A 23,776-nucleotide genomic window follows, 5' to 3' on the forward strand; every position below is an offset into this window, starting at 1 on the left:
GCGGCGCACGTCCAGGACCCCTCGGGGCGGCTGGACGTGCGCCGATGGACGTGCGGAGCCGGACGTCCGCCGGCCGGGGGCCGGAGGCGCGGCGGCTCAGAGGCCGGAGGCCGGAGGCTCGGCGGCCGGCCTAGCGGGGACGGGCCTTCAGGCGCAGATCGTGGGGACGCAGGGTGATGCCGACGCGGGTCGCGTCGCTGGACCCGGACACCGCCTCGAAGCGCCACCGCGACGCCACGGTCGCGGTGATCAGGGAGAGCAGTGCCATCGAGAAGTGGTCACTCGGGCACTTGCGGTTGCCCACGCTGAAGGGGCGCATCGCGTACTTCGGAATGCCCTCGGAGCGTTCCGGAAGCCAGCGGTCGGGATCGAAATCCAGGTGCTCCTGGTACGACCGGGGGTCGCGCTGGATCGCGTACGGGCTGTAGACGATGTCGGCACCGGCCGGAATCCGATAGCCGCCCAGCTCGGTTTCGGCCACCGCGCGCCGCGTCAATATCCATACGGCGGGGCGTAAACGCATCGCCTCGACGACGACATTGTTCGTGTGCGACAGCTTCCGGACGTCGCCGAATCCCACGGGCTGGTCCCCCGTGACGGATCGGACCTCTGCGGCCACTTTGTCCGCCTGTTCCGGATGTTCCGTCAGCACTTGGAGCAACCACATGATCGTGGACGCGATGGTTTCGCTGCCGGGGGTCAGTATGGCGACGACTTGGTCGTGGATCTCCTGTTCGTCTATGGGGTCGCCGTCGTCGTTCTTCGCTTCCAGCAATGCCGTCAGCAAATCGTCCGGCTTTTGACCAGATGCCCGCCGCTCGTCGATGATCTCGTCGACAAGCGCGTGCAGATCGGCCAATGCGCGGTCGAATGCGCGTATAGAGGGAAGCGGGAGCCGGTAGAGCGGCCCCGCGGGTATGACCATGCGGCGGTACATACCGCGGAACACGGTGGCGAGCGCGAGACTGAGCCGCTCGGCGCGCTCGTCCATGAACCGGCCGCGCAGCAGACAGCGGGCGGCGACACGGACCGCGACGCGGAACGACTCGGAGGTGCACTCGACCGCGCCGCCGCCATCCCAGCGCTCCGCGAACGCCCGCGCCTCCTCCTCCATGATCGGGCCGTACTCGGGGATGATGTCGGCCCGGAACGCGGGCTGAATCGTCCGGCGCTGGCGCCGGTGCTGCGATCCGTTGGCCGTGGCGACACCCTGCCGGCCCAGCAGCCCTTCGAGCGACTCCCACAGGGGGCCGCCGATCTCGTAGTCGGGACTGAGCGCCAGTGCGCCCGTGAGCGCGGGGGTGGTGACGGCGTACACCGTCTTGGGGCCCATCCTGAGCCTGACGACGTCGCCGTGGTCGCGCAGTCCGGCCAGGAACCCCAGCGGATCGCGGACCAGTTTCCAGCCGTGCCCGAGCACGGGCACCCCGCCTCCGGCGAGGGGCGGGACGGCCGGCTCCCGTACCTCGGGCACCTCGGGTCGTACCGAATCGACGGTCATTTCCCACCTGCCGCTTCATTGTTGACGTACGGGGGTGTGGAGCGGTCGTCCCAGCTGTCGACCATGTACCGGCCCGACTCGTGGTGGAACCAGTACACGGAGCTGAACCAGTTCCGCATGTTTCCGAGACACGCCATGACGGCGACGCTCGTCTCTTTTCCCCGGACCGTGCCGTCCGCGAGTGATCCGGCGAGCCGGGAAACGTCCTTCTCGGCGACTAGGAATTGTTCCACGCAGTCCTCGACCCGCCGCCTCAATTCGGTGACGGCTTCTTCGAGTGTCAGCCCCTGATGGTGAATGAGACTGATTCCGAGATTGTGGAGCTCGTCGCCCGCTATTTCTTTGGGGAGTGAGCAGAGGTCGTTGTACCAGGCGGCGAATTCCTGACTGAGTAATGCCGCCCGCTGGAATGCGGGATGCAGCCGCACTTCGGCGGGGAGTTCCTGGCCGGCGCTCGGCTCCAGAAGGTCGGTCCAGATCCGGTGCGCGAATGTGAGCCGACGGAGTTCAAGGTATTCCGCGACCGTGGGAACGGTTCCGGAGGTCCGGTTCCGGAACTCCCGGTCGTATGCGTCGATGACCGCGTGGAAGTGGAGTGCGAACCGTTCGTTCCAGTTGTCGCCGAGGAACGAGTACAGCCGCACCATGCTGTCCGCGAACCCCGCGACCAGGGGATCCTGGTGGTGCAGATGGTCCCTGGGGGCATCGAGGGCCGCATGGAGCCGGAGCCTGAGCTTCCGCCAGGCGTTCGCCCGGCCGTGGACGACGTCACGGTCGTGCCGGTCGTCCCAGACGAAGAACCACGCGCTGTAGTCCGCTATCGCCTGGAGCACCTCGTCGGGAGCGCCTATGTAGTAGCCCGCCATGAGGTCCGTGTAGCACAAGCCATCGGCATACTCCTCGACCTTGCCCGCGGGCATCAGCCGTTTTTCGAGGAGCCAGGTCCTGGTGTTCTCCTGGAGCTTCGGCCAATACGGGTGCAGTTGACGGGGAAACTCGGACTCGATCACCGGGAGAGAGAGCGCCGGTGGTACCGCGAGCACTGTCGATGAAGAGCCGTATGAGAAAGCATGCACGAACAAACCCCTCTCAGCCGCCTGTTGACGTCACACCCCTCCACACCTGTGCCGGGCGCGCGCCGTTGCGTATCCCCGCACTTCCCATTCAGCACCACAACTGACCGTTCTGGGAACGGATTTGGCCCACTGACTACAGGACCATGCCGAGAATCTCCCCTTGTGTGACTGAATCTGGATCACTGAAGGAGCACAAGGGACCGAACATGCGACGTACATGCGAACGGTGCCTGGTCAGGAGGATCACCTGTCCAGGCACCGTTCGAGTGGGCCCACGAGAGACCGCGCGTCACGCCGGTCAATTTATGTCACAGCGGCGCGGGGCGCCCGCCGGGGCGACGGCTCAGTCGTTCGCCACGATCGCGTAGCGCGGCTCGTTCTCGGCCATCTGCCGCAGCGCGTCCTTGCGGTCGCGCTTGGAGAGCCGGTCGATGTACAGGTAGCCGTACAGGTGGTCCGTCTCGTGCTGGAGGCAGCGCGCGAAGTAGCCCGTACCGCGCACCCGGATCGGGTTGCCCTTCTCGTCCTGCCCGGTGACCTCGGCGTAGTCGGGGCGGGCGAGCGGCGCGTAGGCGGTCGGCACCGACAGGCAGCCCTCGTTGCTCTCGTCCAGCTGACGCCGGTCGGCGGGCAGGTCGACCAGCTTCGGGTTGCAGACCACGCCGACGTGCCGGTCGCCCTGGTCGTCCTGGCAGTCGTAGACGAAGACCTTCAGGTCGACACCGATCTGATTGGCCGCCAGACCCACGCCCTCGGCGGCGCGCTGGCTCGCGAACATGTCGGCGACCAACCGGTCCAGCTCGTCCCCGAACTCGGTGACGTCCTTGCACTCCTTGTGCAGCACCGGGTTCCCGACCACCGTGATCGGCCGCGAGGTGCCCCGCTCGCGAAGGGCCGTCTCACGCTCCTCGGCGTTCTCGGTGTCGATGACGAAGCCGTCCTCGTCCACGGGGAGCACGCCCACGTGCTGCTGATCGGTGTCCTGCTGCGCCATGACGACGTACGCCTTCCTCAGACCTTGTATTTTTCTGCGACTACAGCCTAAAGGTGCGCTCAGCAGACCTCTTCCAGATCCCGCCAGTCACGGGAGTCCGGACTGTCGGCGACCCAGCCGTCGAGCAGGCCGCGCACCAGCGAGGCAGGCGCCGCGAGCCCGCACTCCCGCTCGGGCACCCAGAGCTGCCCGTCGGTGCGATGGCCGAGCGGACCCGGGTGCCCCGGCTCACTGTGGTCGTGCGGGTCGAGGTGTTCCTCGTCGCCCTCGTCGGAGGGCATCCGGGACTCGGAGCACATCCGGCACAGCAGCCGCACGGACGACGACCAGTCCTCGGCGGCGAAACCGGCGTCGGCGGCGAGCCGCTCCAGCGCGTCCCGGTCCTCCTCGGCGGCCGCTTCGAGCAGGACGACCCAGGTGGGCACCGGCGAGGGCGCCCACAGCTCGATCTCGTCGAAGACCGGGTAGGCGTGCCCGGCGGCCGTGGTCCGCTCGCCGTGCGGAACCCCGTCGTGCAGCACGACCTCGCCCCAGCGGCGTCCGGAGGAAGGCAGCGGGATCGACAGGACCTCGACGCGGGCGGGGTCCAGCCGGCGCCCCCACACCACCTCGGCCTCGCCCTCGGGCGACAGCCGGACGGCCGCGCTGCCGAGGTCCATGCCCGTCGGCTCACCGGACACGGCGGCGCCGCCGGGCACCCGCAGCCCGTAGGCCTGCCAGGAACGCCGGGCCAGCGGCCAGTCCTGGAGGGCGGTGGCCGCGATGCCCACGTTCCACCAGTCAGGTGCGCCGGTCTCCCGGTCGAGCAGGGCGACGGCCCGCAGACCCGCTGCCCGCGCCTGCTCCCAGTCGTGCCGGAACTTGTGCAGCAGAGCCAGGTTGAACCAGGACTCGGACAGCCAGGGCTCCAGGTCCGCGGCGCGCGTCAGCAGCGCTCCCGCGTCCTCGTACCGGCCGTCGCCGATCAGCGTGAACGCACGGTCGGTGGCCTGCCGCCATGAGGCGGAGGGCCGGTGCCGTCCCTTGCCGAAGATCCTCACGATTCCCGCCTGCCAGTTTCTTGCGTATCCCGCCTGCCGGTCCTTCGAAGAGTCCCAGGGAGGCAGTGCAGCCCCGGGCCGGCCCGCGCCCCCTGACACCCTCTCCCTCGCATCCAACCACGTACCTTCGGACGGCCGCTCATTACCCATGGGTTACCCAGCCCAGGGCAAGGTCAGACCGGCTCGGGACAGGACCCGCGCCAGTGACTCCACGACCTCCGGCTGGTGGTCGCGGGCGGTGGCCAGCCGCAGCTTCTCCAGCGCCGTCAGCGGCCCCGTGGGCCCTGCTTCCCTGGCCATCTCCTCGTATGCGTTCACGGTCCGTACGATGCGCGCGCTGACTGGCTGGTCCCGGTACGGGTCCGCCTGCCGCTCCACCACGACGGCGACCTCGGCCTCCACCCCGGTCTGCCGGACGACGGCGCCGCCGAGCAGCGCGATCCGCCGCTGCTCGGCCGCCGGGAGCACGGCGGTGGCACCCGCCGGCACGGGGTCGACCAGGCTGAGCTGCCCGATGTCGTGCATCAGCGCCGCGTACTCCAGGACCGTGAGGTCCGGCTCGGACAGGCCCAGCTCGCGGCCCACGGCCCGGCTGAGCGCGGCCACCCGCCGGGCGTGCCCGGCCGGCGTGTACCCCGCGATCTCGGTCGCGCGAGCCAGGGAGGCGATCGTCTGCCGGTAGGTGACCCGCACGGCCGCGTAGCGCCTGAAGGACAGCTGGGTGAGCAGCAGCGGCAGCGAGAAGACGGGCAGCGCCCACAGTCCGACCACCGCGACCGCGAGGGCCATCACGGCCCCGGTCGCGCACACGGCCGAACCGATCCCGAGGGTGGCCCGCAGCTCGTCGCGCAGCAGCGGGCCGAACGGCCACCGGGTCCGCGCGTGGGCCGTGGCCGCCGCGAGCACGGCGTCCCACAGCGTGGTCAGGACCAGCAGCGCGACCAGCAGCAGGGCCTGGGCCTGACCACCCCATTGCAGCAACCTGCCCTGGTCGTAGAGGGGTTGGAAGCAGACGGCGGCGAAGGCGACGGTCAGGACGCGGCGGGCGAGATGGTCGAGCGTCGGCGCGTTTCCCCGCGCGACGTGCGGTACGCAGCCGACGAGCGCCGCCGCCACGACGACGGCGACGACCTGGAGGACGCCGTGGTCGGTGCGGTGGCCGGCGTTCTCGCCGAGCAGCGCGTACGCGAGGGCCCCGGCGGCCCCGAGGGGTGCGGACTCCCGTTCCTGCGCCCCGCTCCAGCGGGCGAGCTCGCCGACGGCTATGAGCAGGCCGAAGGCCAGCGCGGTCCCGCGTTCCGCGACTCCGTCCCAGAGGGTGGCGCCCAGGGCGAGTACCGCGAGGAGCAGGGCGAGGGCGCGCACCGCGGCGAGCAGGGCCGGGGTCCTCACGGCCGAAGCGGGGCGGGCGGGACGGGCATGGGTCCCGTGCCGGGAGGCGGCGGTGCTCATGGCGCGCTCCGTCCGACGGTGTCGGACGGATGGGCCGGCGGCATGCCCGGTACGGCGGCCGGGGGGAGGTCCGCGGTCACCGCGGGGTGCCAGCCGTGCCGGTCGAGGGCGCGCACCAGCGCCGCCACCATCCGGGGGTCGAACTGCGTCCCCGCGCACCGCCCCAGTTCGTCCAGGGCCGCCGGCACCGGGCGGGCCCTGCGGTAGGACCGGGTCGAGGTCATGGCGTCGAACGAGTCGGCGACGGCCACCACACGGGCGAACTCCGGGATCTGGGTCCCGGCCAGTCCGTAGGGATATCCGCTCCCGTCCAGCCGCTCGTGGTGGTGCAGGATCGCGGAGCGGGCCTCGCCGAGGAACCCGATCCCGCGGACCATCTCGTGCCCGTACTCGGGATGCAGTTCGATGACCCGCCGTTCCTCGGGGGTGAGCGGTCCGTCCTTGCGCAGCAGCCGGGTGGGGACCCCGAGCTTGCCGACGTCGTGCAGGATTCCGGCGAACCGGAGCACCTCGACGCGCTCGTCGTGCATGCCCAGCTCACGGGCGATCATCACGGACGCCCGGCCGACCCGCTCGCTGTGCCCGCGGGTGTAGCCGTCCTTGATGTCGACGGCCTGGACGAGGGCGCGGATGGTGGCCTGGTGGGCGGCCCGCTCGCGGTGGTACTGGGCGAAGACCCAGCAGGACACGTACATCGGCAGGAGAACGAGCAGCGCGGCGACCGGCCCGTACGGGCTGCGCCACAGGACCGCCATCATCAGCCCGGCGAGTCCGTGCACGGCGACCGGTGCCAGCGAGCGCGCGAACAGTCCGTGCCAGGCGCCGCGCACCGGGGCGCGCTCGGCCAGGGCGAGGATCCCGCCGTCGAGGACGGCGAGCGCGGCGCAGAAGGTGAGCACCGCGGCTCCGGCGGGCACGAGCGCGTAGGGGAAGTCGGGTGTGACGAGCGCTTCCCGGCCGCCGAGCGTCCCGTACACCCGGGAGGCCGCCCAGACGGTGACGGCGAGCTGGGCCGCGCGCCAGATCCGGCGCGGGGCGCGCGGGCGCTGTTCGACCCGGGCGAGCAGGACCCCGGGCAGTACGACGAGGGCGGCGGCGGGCGGGGGCAGCAGAAAGGCGCCGGCCAGCAGGACGGGGAGGAAGGTGCCCATCCCCTGGGCATTGTCGCCGCCGGGCGCGCCTGCGGCGCCGGGCCGGAGCGGCAGCGTGACGTGCTCGCAGCCCGCGTACAGCACGGCGAGGAGGGTGACGATCTCCCAGGGGACGCGCAGGTGCGGCAGGGGGGCGAGGCAGGCGAGAGCCACGAGGACGACACCGGCCACGTACGCACGGGCCCACGCCGGAACCGAACCCATCCCCGATACCTCCCCCGTACCTCCCCCGATTTCAGGCTCGGAGCCTAGGGCGGGAGGACGGGGACAGGGGCGGGTATGTGCGAATCCGCGGGCTCAGGGCCCGCGGATTAGCACGTTCGGGTGATAAACGAGGGGCTCGGAGGCCGCAGCCCGGTCCGCGCGGCGCAGGGCCGGCCCGAGTCGGTACTCCCTCGCCGGTCGGGACTCCCGGGCCGGTCAGGACTCCTGTGCCGTCGCGGTCACGTCGTGTTCCGGCACGGCCTGTCCGGAGCGGATCAGGTCGATGCGGCCCATGACCTTGGCCCGCAGGTCGGTGGGCACGTCGTCGTGGCCGCAGCAACGCTTGACCAGCTTCTTGACGGCCTGTTCGAGGCCGTACTTCTCAAGACACGGGGAGCACTCTTCGAAATGGACCTCGAACTTGGTGCAGTCCGCGTCCGGCATCTCATGATCGAGGAACTCGTAGAGATGATCGAGTACCTCACTGCAATCCGTCTCGTGCGGCTCTCCGCAGCTCATGAGCCCGAGCCTTTCGCTTCGTTCGACTCGCCCGCGCCGGCGGGGACCAGCCCGCGGTCACGGGCGTAGTCCTCCAGCATGCCGCGCAGTTGGCGACGGCCCCGGTGCAGCCGGGACATCACCGTACCGATGGGTGTCCCCATGATGTCCGCGATCTCCTTGTACGCAAAGCCCTCTACGTCCGCGAGATACACGGCGATGCGGAATTCCTCGGGGATCGCCTGAAGCGCTTCCTTGACGTCCGAGTCGGGCAGGTGGTCCAGCGCCTGCGACTCGGCGGAACGAAGGCCTGTCGACATGTGCGACTCGGCACGCGCCAGCTGCCAGTCCTCGATCTCCTCGGCCGCGCTGCGCTGGGGTTCGCGCTGCTTCTTGCGGTACGAGTTGATGAAGGTGTTGGTGAGAATGCGATACAGCCACGCCTTGAGATTCGTGCCCTCGCGGAACTGATGGAAGGACGCGTACGCCTTGGCGTACGTCTCCTGCACCAGGTCCTCGGCGTCGGCCGGGTTGCGCGTCATGCGCAGGGCGGCCGAGTACATCTGGTCGAGGAATTCGAGCGCGTCCCGCTCGAAGCGCGCGGTGCGCTCGGCGGAGGTCTCCGCCGACGCGTCGCTCGTGCCCTGGCCCTCGGGCTGCTCCGCCTGGCCGTTTTCGGTCCCTGCGTCGGTCCCAGTGACCGGACCCACCTCCTCCAGCGACGTAGCGAGACCGAGACCGGTCCCACTGGAATCGGAGGATAGACGAACATCATGTCCGCCCGCCGCCCGAATCGGGGCGTTCTTGCCCGCGTGCAGCACCGTCCAGTCCAGGTCAGCGCGGCTGCTGCGGCTCGGGCAGAAGGTCGAACCCATGCGGCGGACTTCCTCTCGTACGAACGGTGCAGCACGCTGCGTGCTGTCTGATCGCGACAACAGAAGTCCGCCACTCGGCATTCCCGGCTGTCACCCGAGTGACGCGGCCCACCGCACGACACCGTCCGTGATGATCTTCAGCGCCTCGTCCTGGCCGAGCGGAGCCCGCTTCGGGACGGCGAAACCGTGGTCCCCGTACGGCACGACGACGTGCGGCTCGTATCCCTCGGGGAATTCCTCCGGGCGCCCGAACGGGTCATGGCCGCCCTGGACGATCAGTAGCGGCACACCGCCGAGGGCCGCCGCGAACAGTTCCTCCTTTCGGGACTTCTCCGGCCTGCCCGGGGGGTGCAGCGGAAAGCTCAGCGCGAGGACTCCGGCGGCGCCCAGCTCCACCGCGGTCCTGCACGCGACCCGGGCTCCGGCGCTGCGCCCGCCGGAGACCACGGGCAGCCCCGGCTCCGCCAGCACGGGCCACACGCCCCGCCATCCCACGTCCAGCGTCTTCGGCGCGGGTGCCACCTTCTTCCCGGCCACCCGCCAGGGCTGTTCGACGAGGGCCACACTCACCCCGTGGGCGGGAAGCGTCCCGGCCAGCGCCCGCAGGTCCCGGGCCTCGATGCCGCCGCCCGCGCCATGGCTCACGGCGAGGACGAGCCGCGCCTGCTCCGCCCGGTGCCAGGTAACCCGGGCGGTCCCGGCGTCCGTCTCGATGGTCTCGCTCGCGTCGCTGATCTCCCTCACGTCAGAAGAGTGTGCCCTCCTCGGGCCCCTCCAACTCCTTCAGCAGCTCCGCCCCGTTGTTGCGGACGTTGCTGACCGCGACGGAGACGGGGTACGCGCGCATCAGCCCGGTGGGCGGCGGCGCGAGCAGGTCGCGCAGTTCGGCCGGGTCCGTACGGGACGGGTCGAGCCAGCCGTCCCAGCGGTCGGGGGTGAGCATCAGGGGCATCCGGGGGTGGATGTCGGCCAGCGCGCGCGGGCCCTCGGCCGGGGCCACCGCGAGGGGTGCCGTCTCCGCCTCGGTGGTGATGACCGAGCAGGTCACCCACCAGGCCAGCGGATGCTCCTCCGGCAGTGTCCGGTCCCGCCAGAACTCGTACAGCCCCGCCATCGCGAAGACCGAGCCGTCCGCCGGCGTCACGAAGTACGGCTGCTTGCGCGGCCGCTTCTTCCTGCCCTCGACCTCCAGCTCGCGTTCGGCGCCGGAGGTGACCCACTCGTAGTAGCCGTCGGCGGGGACGACACAGCGCCGGGTGGTGAAGGCGCGGCGGTACGAGGGCTTCTCGTGCACCGTCTCGGCGCGCGCGTTGATCATCCGGGCGGCGCCCTCGGGCGTCTTGGCCCAGGACGGGACCAGCCCCCACTTGAGCTTGCGCAGCTGGCGAACCGGCCTCGGGCTGTCCGCGTCCTTCACAGGACGGTCGAGGACGACGTAGACCTCCTTGGTCGGGGCCACGTTGTAGTCGGGAGCCAGAGTCTCCTCCGCGTCCCACTTCTCGACCTCAAAGGTTGCTGCGAGATCCTCGGGTCCACGACTGGCTGCATACCGTCCGCACATACGTGCAACACTGCCAGATTCCGCGCCACGAAAGGGAGCCACCGCCGACAATGGACAGCACCGCATCCACCTCGCTGGCCTCGCTCAGCTCCCTGTGGGACGAGGTCTTCGGCACGCAGCCGGACCCCGATCTGTGGGTGGTGATCGCCACCATGGTCGCGGCCCTCGCGGCGATCGTCCCGCAAGGGGTCTGGCGCCTCTCCCGCAACGCCATCACCATCGCCCACGAGGGCGGCCACGGTCTGGTCGCCCTGCTCACCGGGCGCAGCCTCAGCGGCATCCGGCTGCACTCCGACACCAGCGGCCTCACGGTCAGCCGCGGCAAGCCGACCGGCCTCGGCATGATCCTCACGGCGGCGGCGGGCTACACCGCGCCCCCGCTGCTCGGCCTCGGCGGCGCCGCACTGCTCGGCGCGGGCCACATCACCCTGCTGCTGTGGGTCGCCACGGCCCTGCTCATAGCCATGCTGGTGATGATCCGCAACGCGTACGGCGCGCTGACCGTGATCCTCACCGGCGGCACCTTCCTGCTGGTGTCCTGGCTCGCCGGACCCCAGGTGCAGGCCGCGTTCGCCTACGCCGTGGTGTGGTTCCTGCTCCTCGGCGGCGTCCGCCCGGCCTTCGAACTCCAGGCGAAGCGGACCCGGGGCAACGCGGGCGACTCCGACGCGGACCAGCTGTCGCGGCTGACGCACGTACCGGCCGGCCTGTGGCTGTTCCTCTTCCACGCCGTGTCGCTGTGCTCGCTGATGGGCGGCGGACGGTGGCTGCTGGGGCTGTGAGCGGGGGCTGCCGCCCGGGCCGGGGTTGCTTGGACCTGGGTTGCTTGGACCATCCCCGAGCCGCCGCCCGCAGAGCCCTGAGCCGGGCCGCGGCCGGGCATGCGGGGTCCGCGGAACGCACCGGTCAGGCTCACCCGCGCGGGCGGCACCGGCGGTGACGGAGCCGCGGTCGCCCGGTGCCCTGCCACTAAAGTGGGGCGCATGACCGTGAACCCCGCCCACACCGCCCTCTGGCCAGCCCCGCACGCAAGCGGAGCCGTCGACGCGACGGTTCACGTGCCGGGGTCCAAGTCGGTCACCAACCGCGCCCTCGTCCTTGCCGCGCTGGCCTCGGAGCCGGGCTGGCTGCGCCGCCCGCTGCGTTCCCGCGACACCCTGCTGATGGCCGGCGCGCTGCGCGCGATGGGCGTGGGCATCGAGGAGACGGTCGCCTCCAGCTCGACGGTCGCGGCGGGCCCGGACGCCTCCGGCGAGGCCTGGCGGGTCATCCCCTCGGGCCTGCGCGGCCCGGCCACGGTCGACGTCGGCAACGCCGGCACCGTCATGCGCTTCCTGCCGCCCGTCGCCGCGCTCGCGGACGGCCCCATCCGTTTCGACGGCGACCTGCGCTCGTACGAACGTCCGCTGCACGGCGTGATCGACGCGCTGCGCCTGCTCGGCGCCCGGATCGACGACGACTCCCGCGGCGCGCTGCCGCTGACGGTGCACGGCGGCGGCGCGCTGGACGGCGGCCCGGTGGAGATCGACGCCTCGTCGTCCTCCCAGTTCGTGTCCGCCCTGCTGCTCTCCGCCCCCCGCTTCAACCAGGGCGTCGAGGTCCGGCACACCGGCTCCACGCTCCCGTCCATGCCGCACATCCGGATGACCGTGGACATGCTGCGCGCGGTGGGCGCCCAGGTGGACACCCCGGAGTCGGGCGGCGAGCCGAACGTCTGGCGGGTGACGCCCGGCGCGCTGCTCGGCCGCGACCTGATCATCGAGCCCGACCTGTCGAACGCCCAGCCGTTCCTGGCGGCGGCGCTCGTGACCGGCGGCACGGTCGTGATCCCTGACTGGCCGGCCCGCACCACCCAGCCCGGTGACCGGCTCCGGGAGATCTTCACCGAGATGGGTGGCTCCTGCGAACTGACCGAGAGCGGACTTCAGTTCACCGGTTCGGGTGCCATTCACGGTATCGATGTGGACCTGGGCGAGGTCGGTGAGCTGACCCCGGGCATCGCGGCGGTCGCGGCGCTCGCGGACTCCCCCTCCACCCTGCGGGGCGTGGCCCATCTGCGGCTGCACGAGACGGACCGGCTGGCCGCGCTCACCAAGGAGATCAACGAACTCGGCGGCGACGTCACCGAGACCGCCGACGGCCTGCACATCCGGCCCCGCCGGCTGCACGGCGGCATCTTCCACACGTACGACGACCACCGCATGGCGACGGCCGGGGCGATCATCGGGCTGGCGGTGGAGGGCGTCGAGATCGAGAACGTGGCGACGACGGCGAAAACCCTGCCCGATTTCCCCGATCTGTGGACCGGAATGCTCGGGAACTGACGGGCGGACCTGGATCATGCGCCGTTACAACAAGAACACCGACGAGGACGACATCCGCCAGCGGCCGAACCGCAAGGGCAACCGTCCGCGTACGAACATCCGCCCCAAGCACGAGGAAGCCGTCGAGGGCATGATCCTCACGGTCGACCGCGGCCGGCTGACCTGCCTCGTCGAGGACCGCGTCGTGATGGCGATGAAGGCCCGCGAACTGGGCCGCAAGGCCGCTGTCGTCGGAGACCGGGTGGCCATCGTCGGCGACCTGTCCGGCGAGAAGGACACCCTCGCCCGCATCGTCCGCATCGAGCCGCGCGACTCGGTGCTGCGCCGCACGGCCGACGACGACGACCCGTACGAGCGCGTGGTCGTCGCCAACGCCGACCAGCTCGCCATCGTCACGGCCCTCGCGGACCCCGAGCCCCGCCCCCGGCTGATCGACCGCTGTCTGGTCGCGGCCTTCGACGGCGGTCTGACCCCGCTCCTCGTACTGACGAAGTCGGACCTGGCGCCGCCGGACAAGTTCCTGGAGCTGTACGGCGCGCTGGACATCCCGTACGTGGTGACCAGCCGTGAGGAGCTGCGCAGCGAGGCCGCCGCCGACCGGGTGCGCGAACAACTGAACGGCAGGGTCACGGCGTTCGTCGGCCATTCGGGCGTCGGCAAGACGACCCTGGTGAACGCGCTGGTACCGCCCGAGCGGCGGCGGACGACCGGCCATGTCAACGCGGTCACGGGCCGCGGCCGGCACACGACCACCTCTGCGCTGGCGCTGCCCCTGGCGGGCAGCGCCGGAGGCTGGGTGATCGACACGCCGGGTGTACGTTCCTTCGGCCTCAACCACGTCGATCCGTCCCGGGTCATCCACGCCTTCCCCGATCTCGAACCCGGCACCGAGGGCTGCCCCCGGGCGTGCAGTCACGACGAACCGGACTGTGCGCTCGACGGATGGGTGGCCGACGGCCACGCGGACCCCCAGCGGCTGTACTCGCTGCGCCGTCTGCTCGCCACGCGCGAGCGCCGCGAGGGCGACTGACGTCTCCGTGTTTGCGTGCGCCCGCCGTCGGTAAGGGCTTCTGCGGGCCGGTGAATGCATAATCGCACCGAGCCGGATCCGGGCCGGCCGAAGCAGTCGACGTGCGATGTGGGAGGACAAGACATGGCGTGGCTGCTGGTCGTTGTGGCGGGACTGCTCGAAACCGGCTTCGCCGTCTGTCTGAAGCTCTCGCACGGCTTCAGCAGATTCTGGCCAACCGTCGCCTTCTGCGTCTTCGCCCTCGGCAGCTTCGGTCTGCTGACCCTGTCCCTGAAGAAGCTCGACGTCGGTCCCGCCTACGCGGTGTGGACCGGCATCGGCGCGGCCGGCACCGCCATCTACGGGATGATCTTCCTGGACGACCTGGTCTCGATCCTCAAGATCGTCTCGATCAGCCTGGTCATCCTCGGCGTCATCGGACTCCAGCTGTCGGGGTCGGCCCACTGAGCCCCCGAACCCACTGAGCCCTGACGCGCCTTCCGCGTCTCACGCCCCGAGCCGGTGGGCCGGTGCCAGCGCGGTCCTGACCAGCTCCGTGACACCGCCCCGGGCGGGCGGAGCGACCACGCACGACATCGCGAGCCGGGCCACCAGTTCGCAGACCCGGGCGACTTCGGGGGTGTCCGGCCGGGACACGGCGAGCGCGGCGACCGCGCGGTCGCGGACCAGCGCCACGAAGTCGGCGGGCGAGGGCAGCGGTCCGTCGGCCCGCCGTTGCGCCGGCACCGCGGACGACGAAGGCACGGCGGACAGCGCGAGCGAGGGCAGCCGCTCGCTCCAGGATCCGGTCAGCATCGCCCGCACCAGCGCGTTGCTGCGAGCCGTCGAGGTGGTCCACTCGGCGGTCGCGGCCAGCCGCTCCCGGGCGTCCGTGTGAGCGGCCAGTGCCCGGTCGATGCCCGCGAGATAGGCGTCGGCCTCCCGCCGTACGAGAGCACGCGCGAGCCCTTCCTTGCTGCCGAACTCGTTGTAGAGCGTCTGGCGTGACACCCCGGCCACCGCGGCCACATCGACCATCCGCACCGCGGACCACGGCCTGCGCGCGAGTGCCGTATAGGCGGCGTCCAAGAGCGATTCGCGCGCTGCGGGCATCTTAGCCTCCCTGGGGCGAGCGGCTCTGGAGCCAGATTTGACGCGTGCGGGAGCACTGTCAAGGGTTCGCGGCGGCTCCGAGGGGGCGCGAACTCACGGCTGTGCGCGCCCTGAGCGGGCATGAGCCCCGGGGCCGGTCCCGGCGGGCGTACCCGGCGCGGTCCGGTCCGGCGATCTCCCTCGCCCTGTTGTAGCCCCGTCCCGACGCGGGCAGATACGGTTCACCCATGCCCGACTACCGCGATGACCTGCGCCTCGCCCATGTCCTGGCGGACGCCGCCGACGCCGCGACGATGGACCGCTTCAAGGCGCTCGACCTGAAGGTCGAGACGAAGCCGGACATGACACCGGTGAGTGAGGCGGACAAGGCCGCCGAGGAACTCATCCGCGGGCATCTCCAGCGGGCCAGGCCGCGGGACGCGGTCCTCGGCGAGGAGTACGGCATCGAGGGCACAGGCCCGCGCCGCTGGGTCGTCGACCCGATCGACGGCACCAAGAACTACGTCCGGGGCGTGCCCGTGTGGGCCACGCTGATCTCCCTGATGGAGGCGGGCGAGGGCGGCTACCAGCCGGTCGTCGGTGTCGTCTCCGCGCCGGCGCTGGGCCGTCGTTGGTGGGCGGCGAAGGGACACGGCGCCTTCACCGGCCGCAGCCTGTCCTCCGCGACCCGGCTGCGGGTGTCCAGCGTCTCCCGGATGACCGACGCGTCCTTCGCGTACTCCTCGCTGTCCGGCTGGGAGGACCAGGGCCGCCTCGACGGTTTCCTCGACCTCACGAAGGCGGTCTGGCGCACCCGTGGCTACGGCGACTTCTGGCCGTACATGATGGTCGCCGAGGGCTCGGTCGACATCTGCGCCGAACCCGAGCTGTCGCTCTGGGACATGGCCGCGAACGCGATCATCGTGACCGAGGCGGGCGGCACGTTCACCGGCCTCGAGGGCCGCCCCGGCCCGCACAGTGGCAACGCGGCCGCGTCCAACGGTCTTCTCCATGACGAGATGCTGGGTTATTTGAACCAGCGCTACTGAGGTGCGGATTGCGGCTGCGGCTGCGGCTGCGGCTGCGGCTGCGGCGTGACTGTGGCCCACCCGGCTGCCGCCCGGCGCCATGCCGTGGTGGAGGCCCGAACCGGAACCCGGTCGTGGAGCTCGGCACCGGCGGCACCGGCAGTACCGCCGGGACCGCTGAGCAGTCCTGCCGGGCCCGGGACTGGTGAGCAACCCCGGGCGCCCCCGAACTCACGGCACGCGCCCCCTTGTTGACCCTCTCTTTAACTGCGACTCTGAGAGCTCCCCCACTTGTGAACTTGTGAACCGTTTCTCTTTGCGCTCCGATCAGGGGCCGGGGAGCACACGGCTCACCGAGGAGGTGGCTCCAGCCCATGCTCGTCCGCGACGCCATGAGCACGGTGGTCCTCACCATCGGCCCGGCACACACCCTCCGGCAGGCGGCCCGCCTGATGTCCGCGCGCCACGTCGGCGCGGCGGTGGTCCTCGACGAGGACTCCTCCGGCCTCGGCATTCTCACCGAGCGCGACATCCTCAACTCCCTCGCCCACGGCCAGAACCCGGACTCGGAGACCGCAGGCAGCCACACCACGACCGACGTCGTCTTCGCGGCACCCACCTGGACCCTGGAGGAAGCCGCGGCCGCGATGTCGCACGGCGGCTTCCGGCACCTGATCGTGCTCGACGGCGGCGGCCCGGTGGGCATCGTCTCGGTCCGCGACATCATCCGCTGCTGGGCACCTGCCCGACAGCACGTACCGGCCTGAGCGGGCCGGTCACCCCGGCCCCAGCACGTCGGCGGGCGTGAACTCCCGGATCGATCCCGGGGGTTCACGCCCGCCCCCGGCCCGCCCCCGAGAGGCGCGGCTCCCTGACCCCGTGCCGGACTCGATTCATGATGGATCTTGTCCAAATCAAGGTTCAATCTAAAATCACACCCATTCGGGATCTGGTTCACCTGCTGTTACGCTGACCTGTATGAGTGACCTGTTGGAACGACTGCGCGGACGTGGATGGCGGATGACCGCGCAGCGACGTGTCGTGGCCGAGGTCCTCGACGGCGACCACGTCCATCTGACGGCCGACGAGGTGCACGCCCGCGCCGTGGCCAAGCTGCCCGAGATCTCCCGGGCGACGGTCTACAACACGCTGGGCGAGCTGGTCTCGCTCGGCGAGGTGCTGGAAGTCGCCACGGACAAGCGCGCCAAGCGCTACGACCCGAACGCGCACCGTCCGCACCACCACCTGGTCTGCGCCCGATGCGGGGCGATCCGCGACGTCCACCCCGTCGGCAACCCGCTCGGCGACCTCCCCGACTCGGAGCGCTTCGGTTTCGCCGTCTCCGACGTCGTAGTGACCTACCGGGGCGTCTGCCCGGACTGCGCGGCCATGGCGGCGTAGAGCCCCGCGAACGCACGTGAAACGCATATGAACGGACACGAGAGCCCCGGCACGCCGCGCGCGCCGGGGCTCTCCCGCGATCAGGGACGACCGGCCCGCAGACGAACGCCGTTCGACGTTCCCTGTTCGCCGTTCACGATTCACCGTTCGCTGCAACGCTTCCGCGTCGGGGCCGCAAACGAACCGAGGGCCGGAACCCTTTCGGATTCCGGCCCTCGGCCTTCAGTAGCGGGGACAGGATTTGAACCTGCGACCTCTGGGTTATGAGCCCAGCGAGCTACCGAGCTGCTCCACCCCGCGTCGATGAACTGAACAGTACGTCAAGACGGTGGCTCGCGCAAATCCATTGACCACACGCCCCGATGCGGCCCCGGCAGCCCTTCGAGCCCGACCGTCCGGCGACACGGTTCCCCCGGCAGGACTGCCCGCACAGGGCCCCGGAAGCGACCCCCGAACGGTGACGGCACCGGGCCACCCCCTGTCCGACCACCCGCTGTCCGACCATCCCCTACCCGGACGGTGCGTCGAACGGAGCCGGTCCCGGACTGGACTCTGTGCCCCGTACAGGCCCGAGCCCCGGCAAGCCCACACAGGGGCCGACCCGGACGAGAAGTCACCCGGCCGCCCCCTGCCCAGCCTCACTCCCGCCGCCGGCCCCTCACGCGGACAGTTCCTCCCGCAAGGCGTCCCGCAGTCGCGCTGCCCGCTCGGAGACCTCCGCGGGCCCCAGCGACACGGCCCGGTCGGCCCACCCCTGGCCCTCCGCGAGTTCCCCGCGCCGCGCGTACACGAGCGCCAGCCGAAGCGCCGCCCGGCCGTGGCCCGCGTCGGCCGCGCGGGTCCACCAGAGCGCCGCCTCCGGCTCGCTCCCCTCGCGGGCCAGCAGCAGCCCGAGGTTGAAGGCACCGTTGCGCGACCCGGCCTCGGCGGCCTCGCGGTACCAACGCGCCGCCTCCACCACGTCGCCCCGCGCCGCGGCCAGCATCCCGACCCGTACCTGCGCACGCCGGTGCCCCTGGGACGCGGCCCGCTCGTACCACTCCTCGCACTCGCTCTTCTCCTGCGCCGGCTCCCCGAGTTCATGCGCGGGCGCCGGGGGCCGCCGGGCGTCGAGCACGGCGGCGAGGCGGTACGCGGCCTCGGCGCTGCCCCCTCCCGCGGCGCACCGCAGATGCCGCTCGGCCGCCGGCTCGTCGCCCTCCCGCAGCCGCGCGATGCCCACCTGAAGCGCCGCCTCCGTGTGCCCGGCGGCGGCCGCGCGCTCGTACCACCGCAGCGCGGCGGCGTCGTCGCCCTCGGTGGCGCGTCCTGCGTGCAGGATGCCGAGGTTGAACGCGGCGTCCACGCTCCCGGCCTCCGCGGCCTTGGAGAACCACGGCTCGGCTCCGGCCGCGTCGCCGACCTGGAGCAGCAGGATCGCCAGGGCGTTGGCGGCCTCGCGGTGACCGGCGTACGCGGCCCTGCGGTACCACTGCTCGGCCTGCGCGGTCCGTCCCTGCTCGGCACAGAGCAGCCCGAGGTTGTACGCGCCGTTCACGTCGCCGGCGTCCATCGCGGCCCGGTACCACCGCTCCGCGGTCTGGGTCTCGCCCCGCTCGGCATGCAGCGCGCCCAGCGCGTTGGCGGCGTTCCCGTCCCCGTCCTGGGCGGCCCGCAGCCACCAGACGGCGGCGCTGTCGGGGTCCCCGGCGTCGCGCAGCAGGAACCCGAGGGCGCACGCGGCGCGCGCCTCCCCGTCCTTGGCGGACGTCAGATACCAGCGCCCGGCCTCCTTGAGATCGCCGCGCTTCTCCAGGATCGCCCCGAGATGCAGCGCGGCCCTTCGGTGCCCGCGCGCGGCGGCCTGCCGGTACCACTGCTCGGCGGCCTGCCCGGCGGCGCCGATGACACCGTTGTCGCCCACGGCCTCGCCCGAGTCCAGGGCCTTGCGGTCGAGCGTGCGCGCCAGCCGGTACGCGGCCTCGCGGTGCCCTCGCTCCGCGGCGGCCCGCATCCACTGCTCGGCACCCACGTCGCTACGATGCTCCAGCAGATCGGCGAGCGCGTAGGCACCCAGGGGGTGGCCCTGCTCGGCGGACTGGCGCAGCCAGTACTCGGCGGCGGGCTCGTCACCGCGCTCACGGTGGTGCCGGCCGAGCGCGTGCGCGGCGGCGGCGCTTCCGGCCACGGCGGCGATCCGCCACCATCCGGCGGCTTCGTCGGCGTATCCGCGCTGGTAGAGGAGGACACCCAGATTGTTGGCGGCGGCACGGTCACCGGCGGAGGTGGCGGCGCGCAACTGCGGTTCCGCCGCGTCGAGATCACCGCGGCGCAGCAGCATGGCCCCGAGGACGCTCATCGCCTCGACGTCGCCGGCCTGTGCGGCCGACCACTGGCGCGCCTCCTCGGCAGCCTCGCCGGTCTCGTCCCGGTCGGAGGACTGCGTGAGATCCGCAGGCTGCTCGAAGTCGGCAGACTGCGCAAACCGCCCTGTATCCAACAGAGTTGCCTTGTCCCCCATAACGTCCATCGTCGCACCACCTGCAACCTGGGTACACCTGGTATACCGCAGCCAGTGAGGTCACTTCAGCGTTTTGTCGACATGCCCACAGAGAGACAAGTCAAACACAGATCGCCCAACTCCCCTCGCATGTCGCGGCACTTCACACGAGTCGCCAGGTCACCGACGCACCCCGGCGTGGCGTCACACGCCGAAGGCCCGGATCCATGAACTGGATCCGGGCCTTCGACTTCAGTAGCGGGGACAGGATTTGAACCTGCGACCTCTGGGTTATGAGCCCAGCGAGCTACCGAGCTGCTCCACCCCGCGCTGTTGTTCCTCAACCGTATCACGGCGCGGGGTGGGCTTCTGACCAGCCGTTTCCAGGGCTCTTCTAGCTGCCCGGACTACTGCTCGGGCTGCTGCTCGGACTACTGCTCGGGTCGGCGCTGGGGCTCGCGCCCGCACCGCCACTCTTGTCGGCGCCCTTGCCGGCCGTCTTGTCCGCGCCGGAACCGCCGGTGGTCTTGTCCGCCTTGGCCTGCGCGTCCTCGGCCCGCTTCAGCGCGTCCTCGAGGTTCTTCTGTGCCTCGCCGTACGCCTTCCAGTCGCCCTTCTTGAGGGCTTCCTGCCCTTGGTCGAAGGCCTTCTGGGCGTCGTCGAGCGCGGCCTGGACCGTCGGATTGCTCGACGTCGGCGGCTTGGTGGTGCCTGTGTCCGGCGGCTGGGTCGAACTCTCGGCCCCGAACACCTTGTTGAGCGCCTGGCCCAGCGTGTCCTCGAAGGCGGTGCTGCCTCCGTAGGTCACCAACACCTTGCGCAGCAGCGGGTACTTGAGATCGCCACCACGGACGTAGACGGGCTCCACGTAGAGCAGTCCGCCGTCGAGCGGCACGGTCAGCAGGTTGCCGTACTCGACTTCCGAGTCGCCGCCTCTGAGGAGTCTGATGGACTCGGCGATGGACGGCTCGGAGTTGAACTGGCTCTGCACACGCTTGGGTCCGTCGACCGTTCTGCCGGTCGGCAGCTTCAGAATGCTGATCTTCCCGTAACCGGGCGTCCCCGCCTCGGCGTTGACCGACACGAACGCGCTCAGGTTGTCACGGCCGTTGGGTGTCATCGTCGTCGTCAGCGAGAACGCCTGCGACGAATCCCCCGGCAGCTTCATGCTCAGGTAGTACGGCGGCACCGCGCTGCCCGACCTGTTCGTCGGGTCGTCCGGGACCTGCCACACCTCGCTGCCGCTCAGGAACGTCTGGGCGTCCTTCACGTGGTAGCGGGTGAGCAGTTCGCGCTGGACCTTGAACAGGTCCTGCGGGTATCGCAGATGAGCCATCAGCTCGGGCGAGATCGACTTCCGCGACTGCACCGTGTCCGGGAACGCCTTCATCCAGGTCTTCAGGACCGGGTCCTCGGTGTCCCACTGGTACAGCTTGACCGCGCCGGTGTACGCGTCGACGGTCGCCTTCACCGAGTTGCGGATGTAGTTGACCTGGTTCTGCTGGGCCACCACCGCGCGCTGGTTGTTGGCCGCCGTCAGCGAGTCCGCCGTGGTGTCGCCGAGCGTGGTGCGCGAGGCGTACGGATAGCCGTTGGTGGTGGTGTACGCGTCGACGATCCACTGGATCTTCCCGTCGACGACCGCCGGGTAGGCGTCGCCGTCGATGGTCAGCCAGGGGGCCACCGCCTCGACCCGGTCCTTGGGCGTGCGGTTGTACAGGATCCGCGAGCCCTCGCCGATGGCGCCCGAGTACAGGATCTGCGGCTCGCCGAACGCCACCGCGTACGCGGCCCGGTTGACCGGACTCGCCAGGCTCACACCGCTCTTGCCCTTGTAGCTGGTGGTCTTCTCACCGGTGTCGTCGGAGTAGTCGATCTCCTTCTGGGGACCGCCGACGATCGAGTACTGGGTGGTCTTCTCGCCGTAGTAGATCTGCTGCTTGTACGAGCCGAGGTCGCCCTTGGACGGCAGGTTGTACTCGGTGAACACCGGGCGGCCCTCGCTGTCGGCCGTGGTGCCCTTGGCCGCGACGACGCCGTATCCGTGCGTGTACCGGAAGTGGTCGTTGATCCAGTTGTTCTTCGGGATGCCCGCGAGGTTCAGTTCGCGCAGACCGAGGACGGTGTCCTGCTCCTTGCCGTCCTTGCTGTACCGGTCGACGTCCAGGTTCGACGGGAAGCCGTAGTAGTTCCGGACCTGCTGGAGCTGCTGGAAGGTCGGCGACACGACGTTCGGGTCCATCAGCCGGATGCTCGCGACGGTGTCGGCGTCGTCACGGAGCTCGGACTTGTCCTTGGTGTCGCTCGCCCCCGGGTAGTCCTGCACATCGGTGCCGGCGATCCCGTACGCCTCGCGGGTCGCCTTGAGGTTCTTCTCGACGTACGGCGCTTCCTTGGCCTGCTCGTTGGGCTCGACCTGGAACTTCTGGACTATCGCGGGGTACAGGCCGCCGATGAGGACGGCCGAGAGCACCATGAGGCCGAAGCCGATCACGGGCAGCTGCCAGGTCCGCCGCCACAGCGTCGCGAAGAAGAGCAGCGCGCAGATGACGGCGATGCAGAACAGGATCGTCTTGGCGGGCAGATACGCGTTCGCGTCGACGTAGCGCAGGCCCGTCCAGTTGCCGGTCGCCTTGAAGTCGCTGGACTTCACGGCGAGTCCGTACCGGTCGAGCCAGTAGGCGACCGCCTTCAGGGCGACGAAGACACCGAGGAGCACCGAGAGGTGCCCGGTGGCCGCGGCCGTGGCACGCGCTCCCGGGCTGGTGATCCGCAGACCGCCGTACAGGTAGTGCGTGAGCGCGGCGGCGATCAGCGAGAGCACGGCGGCGGCGAAGCCGAAGCCGAGCAGGAAGCGGTACCAGGGCAGGTCGAAGGCGTAGAACGAGACGTCGAGGTGGAACTGGGGGTCCGTCTGATGGAAGGGGACTCCGTTCACCCACATCAGCCATGTGCGCCACTGGCCCGACGCGGAGGCGCCGGCGATCAGACCCACCAGGGACGTGATCGCGAGCAGCAGCCAGCGCTTGTAGGGCGCGATGCCCATGCGGTACCGGTCGAGGCTCTGCTGCTCCATCGACATGGCGCTCAGCGGCGGACGCAGCCGGTGCGCCAGCCAGATGTTGAAGCCCACCGCGGCCGCCATCAGCAGACCGAAGACGAAGAAGAGCCCGATCTTGGTCCACAGTGTGGTGGTGAAGACCGACGAGTAGTGGACCGAGCGGTACCAGAGCCAGTCCGTCCAGAACCCCGCGAACATGACGAAGGCCATGGCCAGTACGGCCAGTACGCCCAGTGTCATGAGCAGGGTCCTGACGCGCCGGGACGGCCGGCCCACTCTGATCCGTGGCCCCGTCGGGCCTCCGCCACGATCCGGCATCTGGAAAGCCAAGGTGCGCACCTCGAAGTCGCTGTCGATTCCGTCGGGCCCCCGTGTCGGTGGACCGTCAGCAAGGCTCCGTGATCGAGGAGCCTCATCTATGCAACTTACTCACGCTTTACTCGGTTCCCGATTCAGGTCACGAACGAGGCAGGATTGTGACCATGTCCAACACTCCCATGGCAGCGAGCCCCCTGACCCGGGCCGTACTCGAAATCGACGAGTACGCCTCCGGCCTCGGCTGGGACCAGCCCGCCCGCCTCTTCGCCCTCGTAGACACCGCACGGCTGCGGACCCAGGAACCCGGTCTCGCCGCTCAGCTCAACCTGGAGAACGCCCAGGAGACCACCGGTCTCACCCCCGTCGAGCAGGAGGAGATCCCTGTCGGCAAGCCGCTGGACGAGTTCCTCGGCACCATCGCCTGGCCGGACGCCGTCGTCGGCTGCGCGCTCACCGTCGAGCGGCTGATGCTGCCGCCGTCGGCGGAGGCGTCCGTCCCGGAGGGTCTGAGCGGCAAGAAGCTGACCCAGTGGGTCGCCGCGCATCCGGACCGCCAAGAGGTCCGCATGACGGTCGGTGTGCTGCGTGACGGCACCCGCGACTCGGCAGTGCGGCTGCGCGAGAAGGACGCGCCGACGGAGGTGCTCACGGGCGCGGGCCTCGTTCCGGGCCTCGCCGAGGCGCTGTCGGCGACGTTCGCGGACTGATCGGC

General features: G+C 70.7%; 21 protein-coding genes and 2 tRNA genes. 8 read left to right on the forward strand and 15 right to left on the reverse strand.

The features are described 5' to 3' along the window. Positions 1-130 precede the first annotated feature (130 nt). The 10 genes from ABZV42_RS18915 to ABZV42_RS18960 form a co-directional block, all read right to left on the reverse strand. A complete protein-coding gene (locus ABZV42_RS18915) occupies positions 131-1,501 on the reverse strand; it encodes a cytochrome P450 (RefSeq protein WP_356052779.1) in 1,371 nt (456 codons plus the stop codon). Beyond that, complete coding sequence (gene cyc1, locus ABZV42_RS18920) at positions 1,498-2,577, reverse strand: epi-isozizaene synthase (RefSeq protein ID WP_356052781.1); 1,080 nt, start codon at positions 2,575-2,577, stop codon at positions 1,498-1,500. Before cyc1 ends, ABZV42_RS18915 begins: the two co-directional genes overlap by 4 nt. Before the next feature lie 343 nt (positions 2,578-2,920). Continuing rightward, on the reverse strand, positions 2,921-3,571 hold the full coding sequence (gene def / locus ABZV42_RS18925) for a peptide deformylase (RefSeq protein WP_356052783.1): 651 nt from the start codon (positions 3,569-3,571) through the stop codon (positions 2,921-2,923). A 59-nt stretch (positions 3,572-3,630) separates the two neighbouring features. Further along, a complete protein-coding gene (locus ABZV42_RS18930; RefSeq protein WP_356052785.1) occupies positions 3,631-4,611 on the reverse strand; it encodes a hypothetical protein in 981 nt (326 codons plus the stop codon). 153 nt (positions 4,612-4,764) lie between these two features. After that, entirely contained in the window at positions 4,765-6,063 is a 1,299-nt protein-coding gene (locus tag ABZV42_RS18935; protein ID WP_355985337.1) for an HD domain-containing protein, read from the reverse strand. Then, complete coding sequence (locus tag ABZV42_RS18940; protein ID WP_355985334.1) at positions 6,060-7,418, reverse strand: HD-GYP domain-containing protein; 1,359 nt, start codon at positions 7,416-7,418, stop codon at positions 6,060-6,062. The genes ABZV42_RS18935 and ABZV42_RS18940 overlap by 4 nt, the downstream gene beginning before the upstream one ends. A 216-nt stretch (positions 7,419-7,634) precedes the next feature. Further along, entirely contained in the window at positions 7,635-7,937 is a 303-nt protein-coding gene (gene rsrA / locus ABZV42_RS18945) for a mycothiol system anti-sigma-R factor (RefSeq protein ID WP_328448430.1), read from the reverse strand. Next, a complete protein-coding gene (gene sigR, locus ABZV42_RS18950) occupies positions 7,934-8,626 on the reverse strand; it encodes an RNA polymerase sigma factor SigR (RefSeq protein ID WP_339131371.1) in 693 nt (230 codons plus the stop codon). The genes rsrA and sigR overlap by 4 nt, the downstream gene beginning before the upstream one ends. Positions 8,627-8,881: 255 nt before the next feature. Then, the gene (locus tag ABZV42_RS18955) at positions 8,882-9,535 is read right to left on the reverse strand and encodes an alpha/beta family hydrolase (protein WP_355985332.1); all 654 of its coding nucleotides are present in this window, start codon (positions 9,533-9,535) and stop codon (positions 8,882-8,884) included. Position 9,536: 1 nt separating this feature from the next. After that, positions 9,537-10,352 (reverse strand): SOS response-associated peptidase, encoded by an 816-nt coding sequence (locus ABZV42_RS18960; RefSeq protein WP_355985330.1) that lies wholly within the window; start codon positions 10,350-10,352, stop codon positions 9,537-9,539. Between the two features lie 50 nt (positions 10,353-10,402). On the opposite strand from ABZV42_RS18960, the gene ABZV42_RS18965 reads away from it, so the two are divergent. The 4 genes from ABZV42_RS18965 (at position 10,403) to ABZV42_RS18980 (ending at position 14,153) form a co-directional block, all read left to right on the forward strand. Continuing rightward, entirely contained in the window at positions 10,403-11,134 is a 732-nt protein-coding gene (locus tag ABZV42_RS18965; protein WP_355985329.1) for a M50 family metallopeptidase, read from the forward strand. A gap of 201 nt (positions 11,135-11,335) precedes the next feature. Beyond that, on the forward strand, positions 11,336-12,676 hold the full coding sequence (gene aroA, locus ABZV42_RS18970) for a 3-phosphoshikimate 1-carboxyvinyltransferase (RefSeq protein WP_356052787.1): 1,341 nt from the start codon (positions 11,336-11,338) through the stop codon (positions 12,674-12,676). Positions 12,677-12,692: 16 nt separating this feature from the next. Further along, entirely contained in the window at positions 12,693-13,706 is a 1,014-nt protein-coding gene (gene rsgA, locus ABZV42_RS18975; RefSeq protein WP_355985325.1) for a ribosome small subunit-dependent GTPase A, read from the forward strand. A gap of 123 nt (positions 13,707-13,829) precedes the next feature. Next, a complete protein-coding gene (locus ABZV42_RS18980; protein ID WP_355985323.1) occupies positions 13,830-14,153 on the forward strand; it encodes a multidrug efflux SMR transporter in 324 nt (107 codons plus the stop codon). A gap of 39 nt (positions 14,154-14,192) precedes the next feature. Here the strand turns inward: ABZV42_RS18980 and ABZV42_RS18985 are convergent, their stop codons facing one another. Then, positions 14,193-14,798, reverse strand: a complete 606-nt coding sequence (locus ABZV42_RS18985; protein WP_356052789.1) for a TetR/AcrR family transcriptional regulator — start codon at positions 14,796-14,798, stop codon at positions 14,193-14,195. Between the two features lie 227 nt (positions 14,799-15,025). Between ABZV42_RS18985 and hisN the strand changes: the two genes are divergently transcribed. From hisN to ABZV42_RS19000, 3 genes are all read left to right on the forward strand, one after another. After that, positions 15,026-15,826, forward strand: a complete 801-nt coding sequence (hisN, locus tag ABZV42_RS18990; RefSeq protein ID WP_355985319.1) for a histidinol-phosphatase — start codon at positions 15,026-15,028, stop codon at positions 15,824-15,826. A gap of 353 nt (positions 15,827-16,179) precedes the next feature. Next, complete coding sequence (locus ABZV42_RS18995; RefSeq protein ID WP_355985317.1) at positions 16,180-16,572, forward strand: CBS domain-containing protein; 393 nt, start codon at positions 16,180-16,182, stop codon at positions 16,570-16,572. Between the two features lie 211 nt (positions 16,573-16,783). Then, a complete protein-coding gene (locus ABZV42_RS19000) occupies positions 16,784-17,206 on the forward strand; it encodes a Fur family transcriptional regulator (RefSeq protein ID WP_355985315.1) in 423 nt (140 codons plus the stop codon). 226 nt (positions 17,207-17,432) lie between these two features. Here ABZV42_RS19000 and ABZV42_RS19005 read toward each other — a convergent pair. From ABZV42_RS19005 to ABZV42_RS19020, 4 genes are all read right to left on the reverse strand, one after another. Further along, positions 17,433-17,506 (reverse strand) — tRNA-Met (locus ABZV42_RS19005). A gap of 358 nt (positions 17,507-17,864) precedes the next feature. Continuing rightward, a complete protein-coding gene (locus tag ABZV42_RS19010; protein WP_355985313.1) occupies positions 17,865-19,715 on the reverse strand; it encodes a tetratricopeptide repeat protein in 1,851 nt (616 codons plus the stop codon). A 226-nt stretch (positions 19,716-19,941) separates the two neighbouring features. After that, positions 19,942-20,015: transfer RNA gene (locus tag ABZV42_RS19015), tRNA-Met, on the reverse strand. A 64-nt stretch (positions 20,016-20,079) separates the two neighbouring features. After that, entirely contained in the window at positions 20,080-23,064 is a 2,985-nt protein-coding gene (locus ABZV42_RS19020; protein ID WP_355985391.1) for a UPF0182 family protein, read from the reverse strand. 164 nt (positions 23,065-23,228) lie between these two features. Between ABZV42_RS19020 and ABZV42_RS19025 the strand changes: the two genes are divergently transcribed. Continuing rightward, positions 23,229-23,771, forward strand: coding sequence for a PPA1309 family protein (locus tag ABZV42_RS19025; protein WP_355985311.1), 543 nt, complete (start codon positions 23,229-23,231; stop codon positions 23,769-23,771). Positions 23,772-23,776: the final 5 nt, after the last annotated feature.

It is taken from the genome of Streptomyces sp. NPDC005281 (assembly GCF_040607495.1).
Classification (GTDB): domain Bacteria; phylum Actinomycetota; class Actinomycetes; order Streptomycetales; family Streptomycetaceae; genus Streptomyces.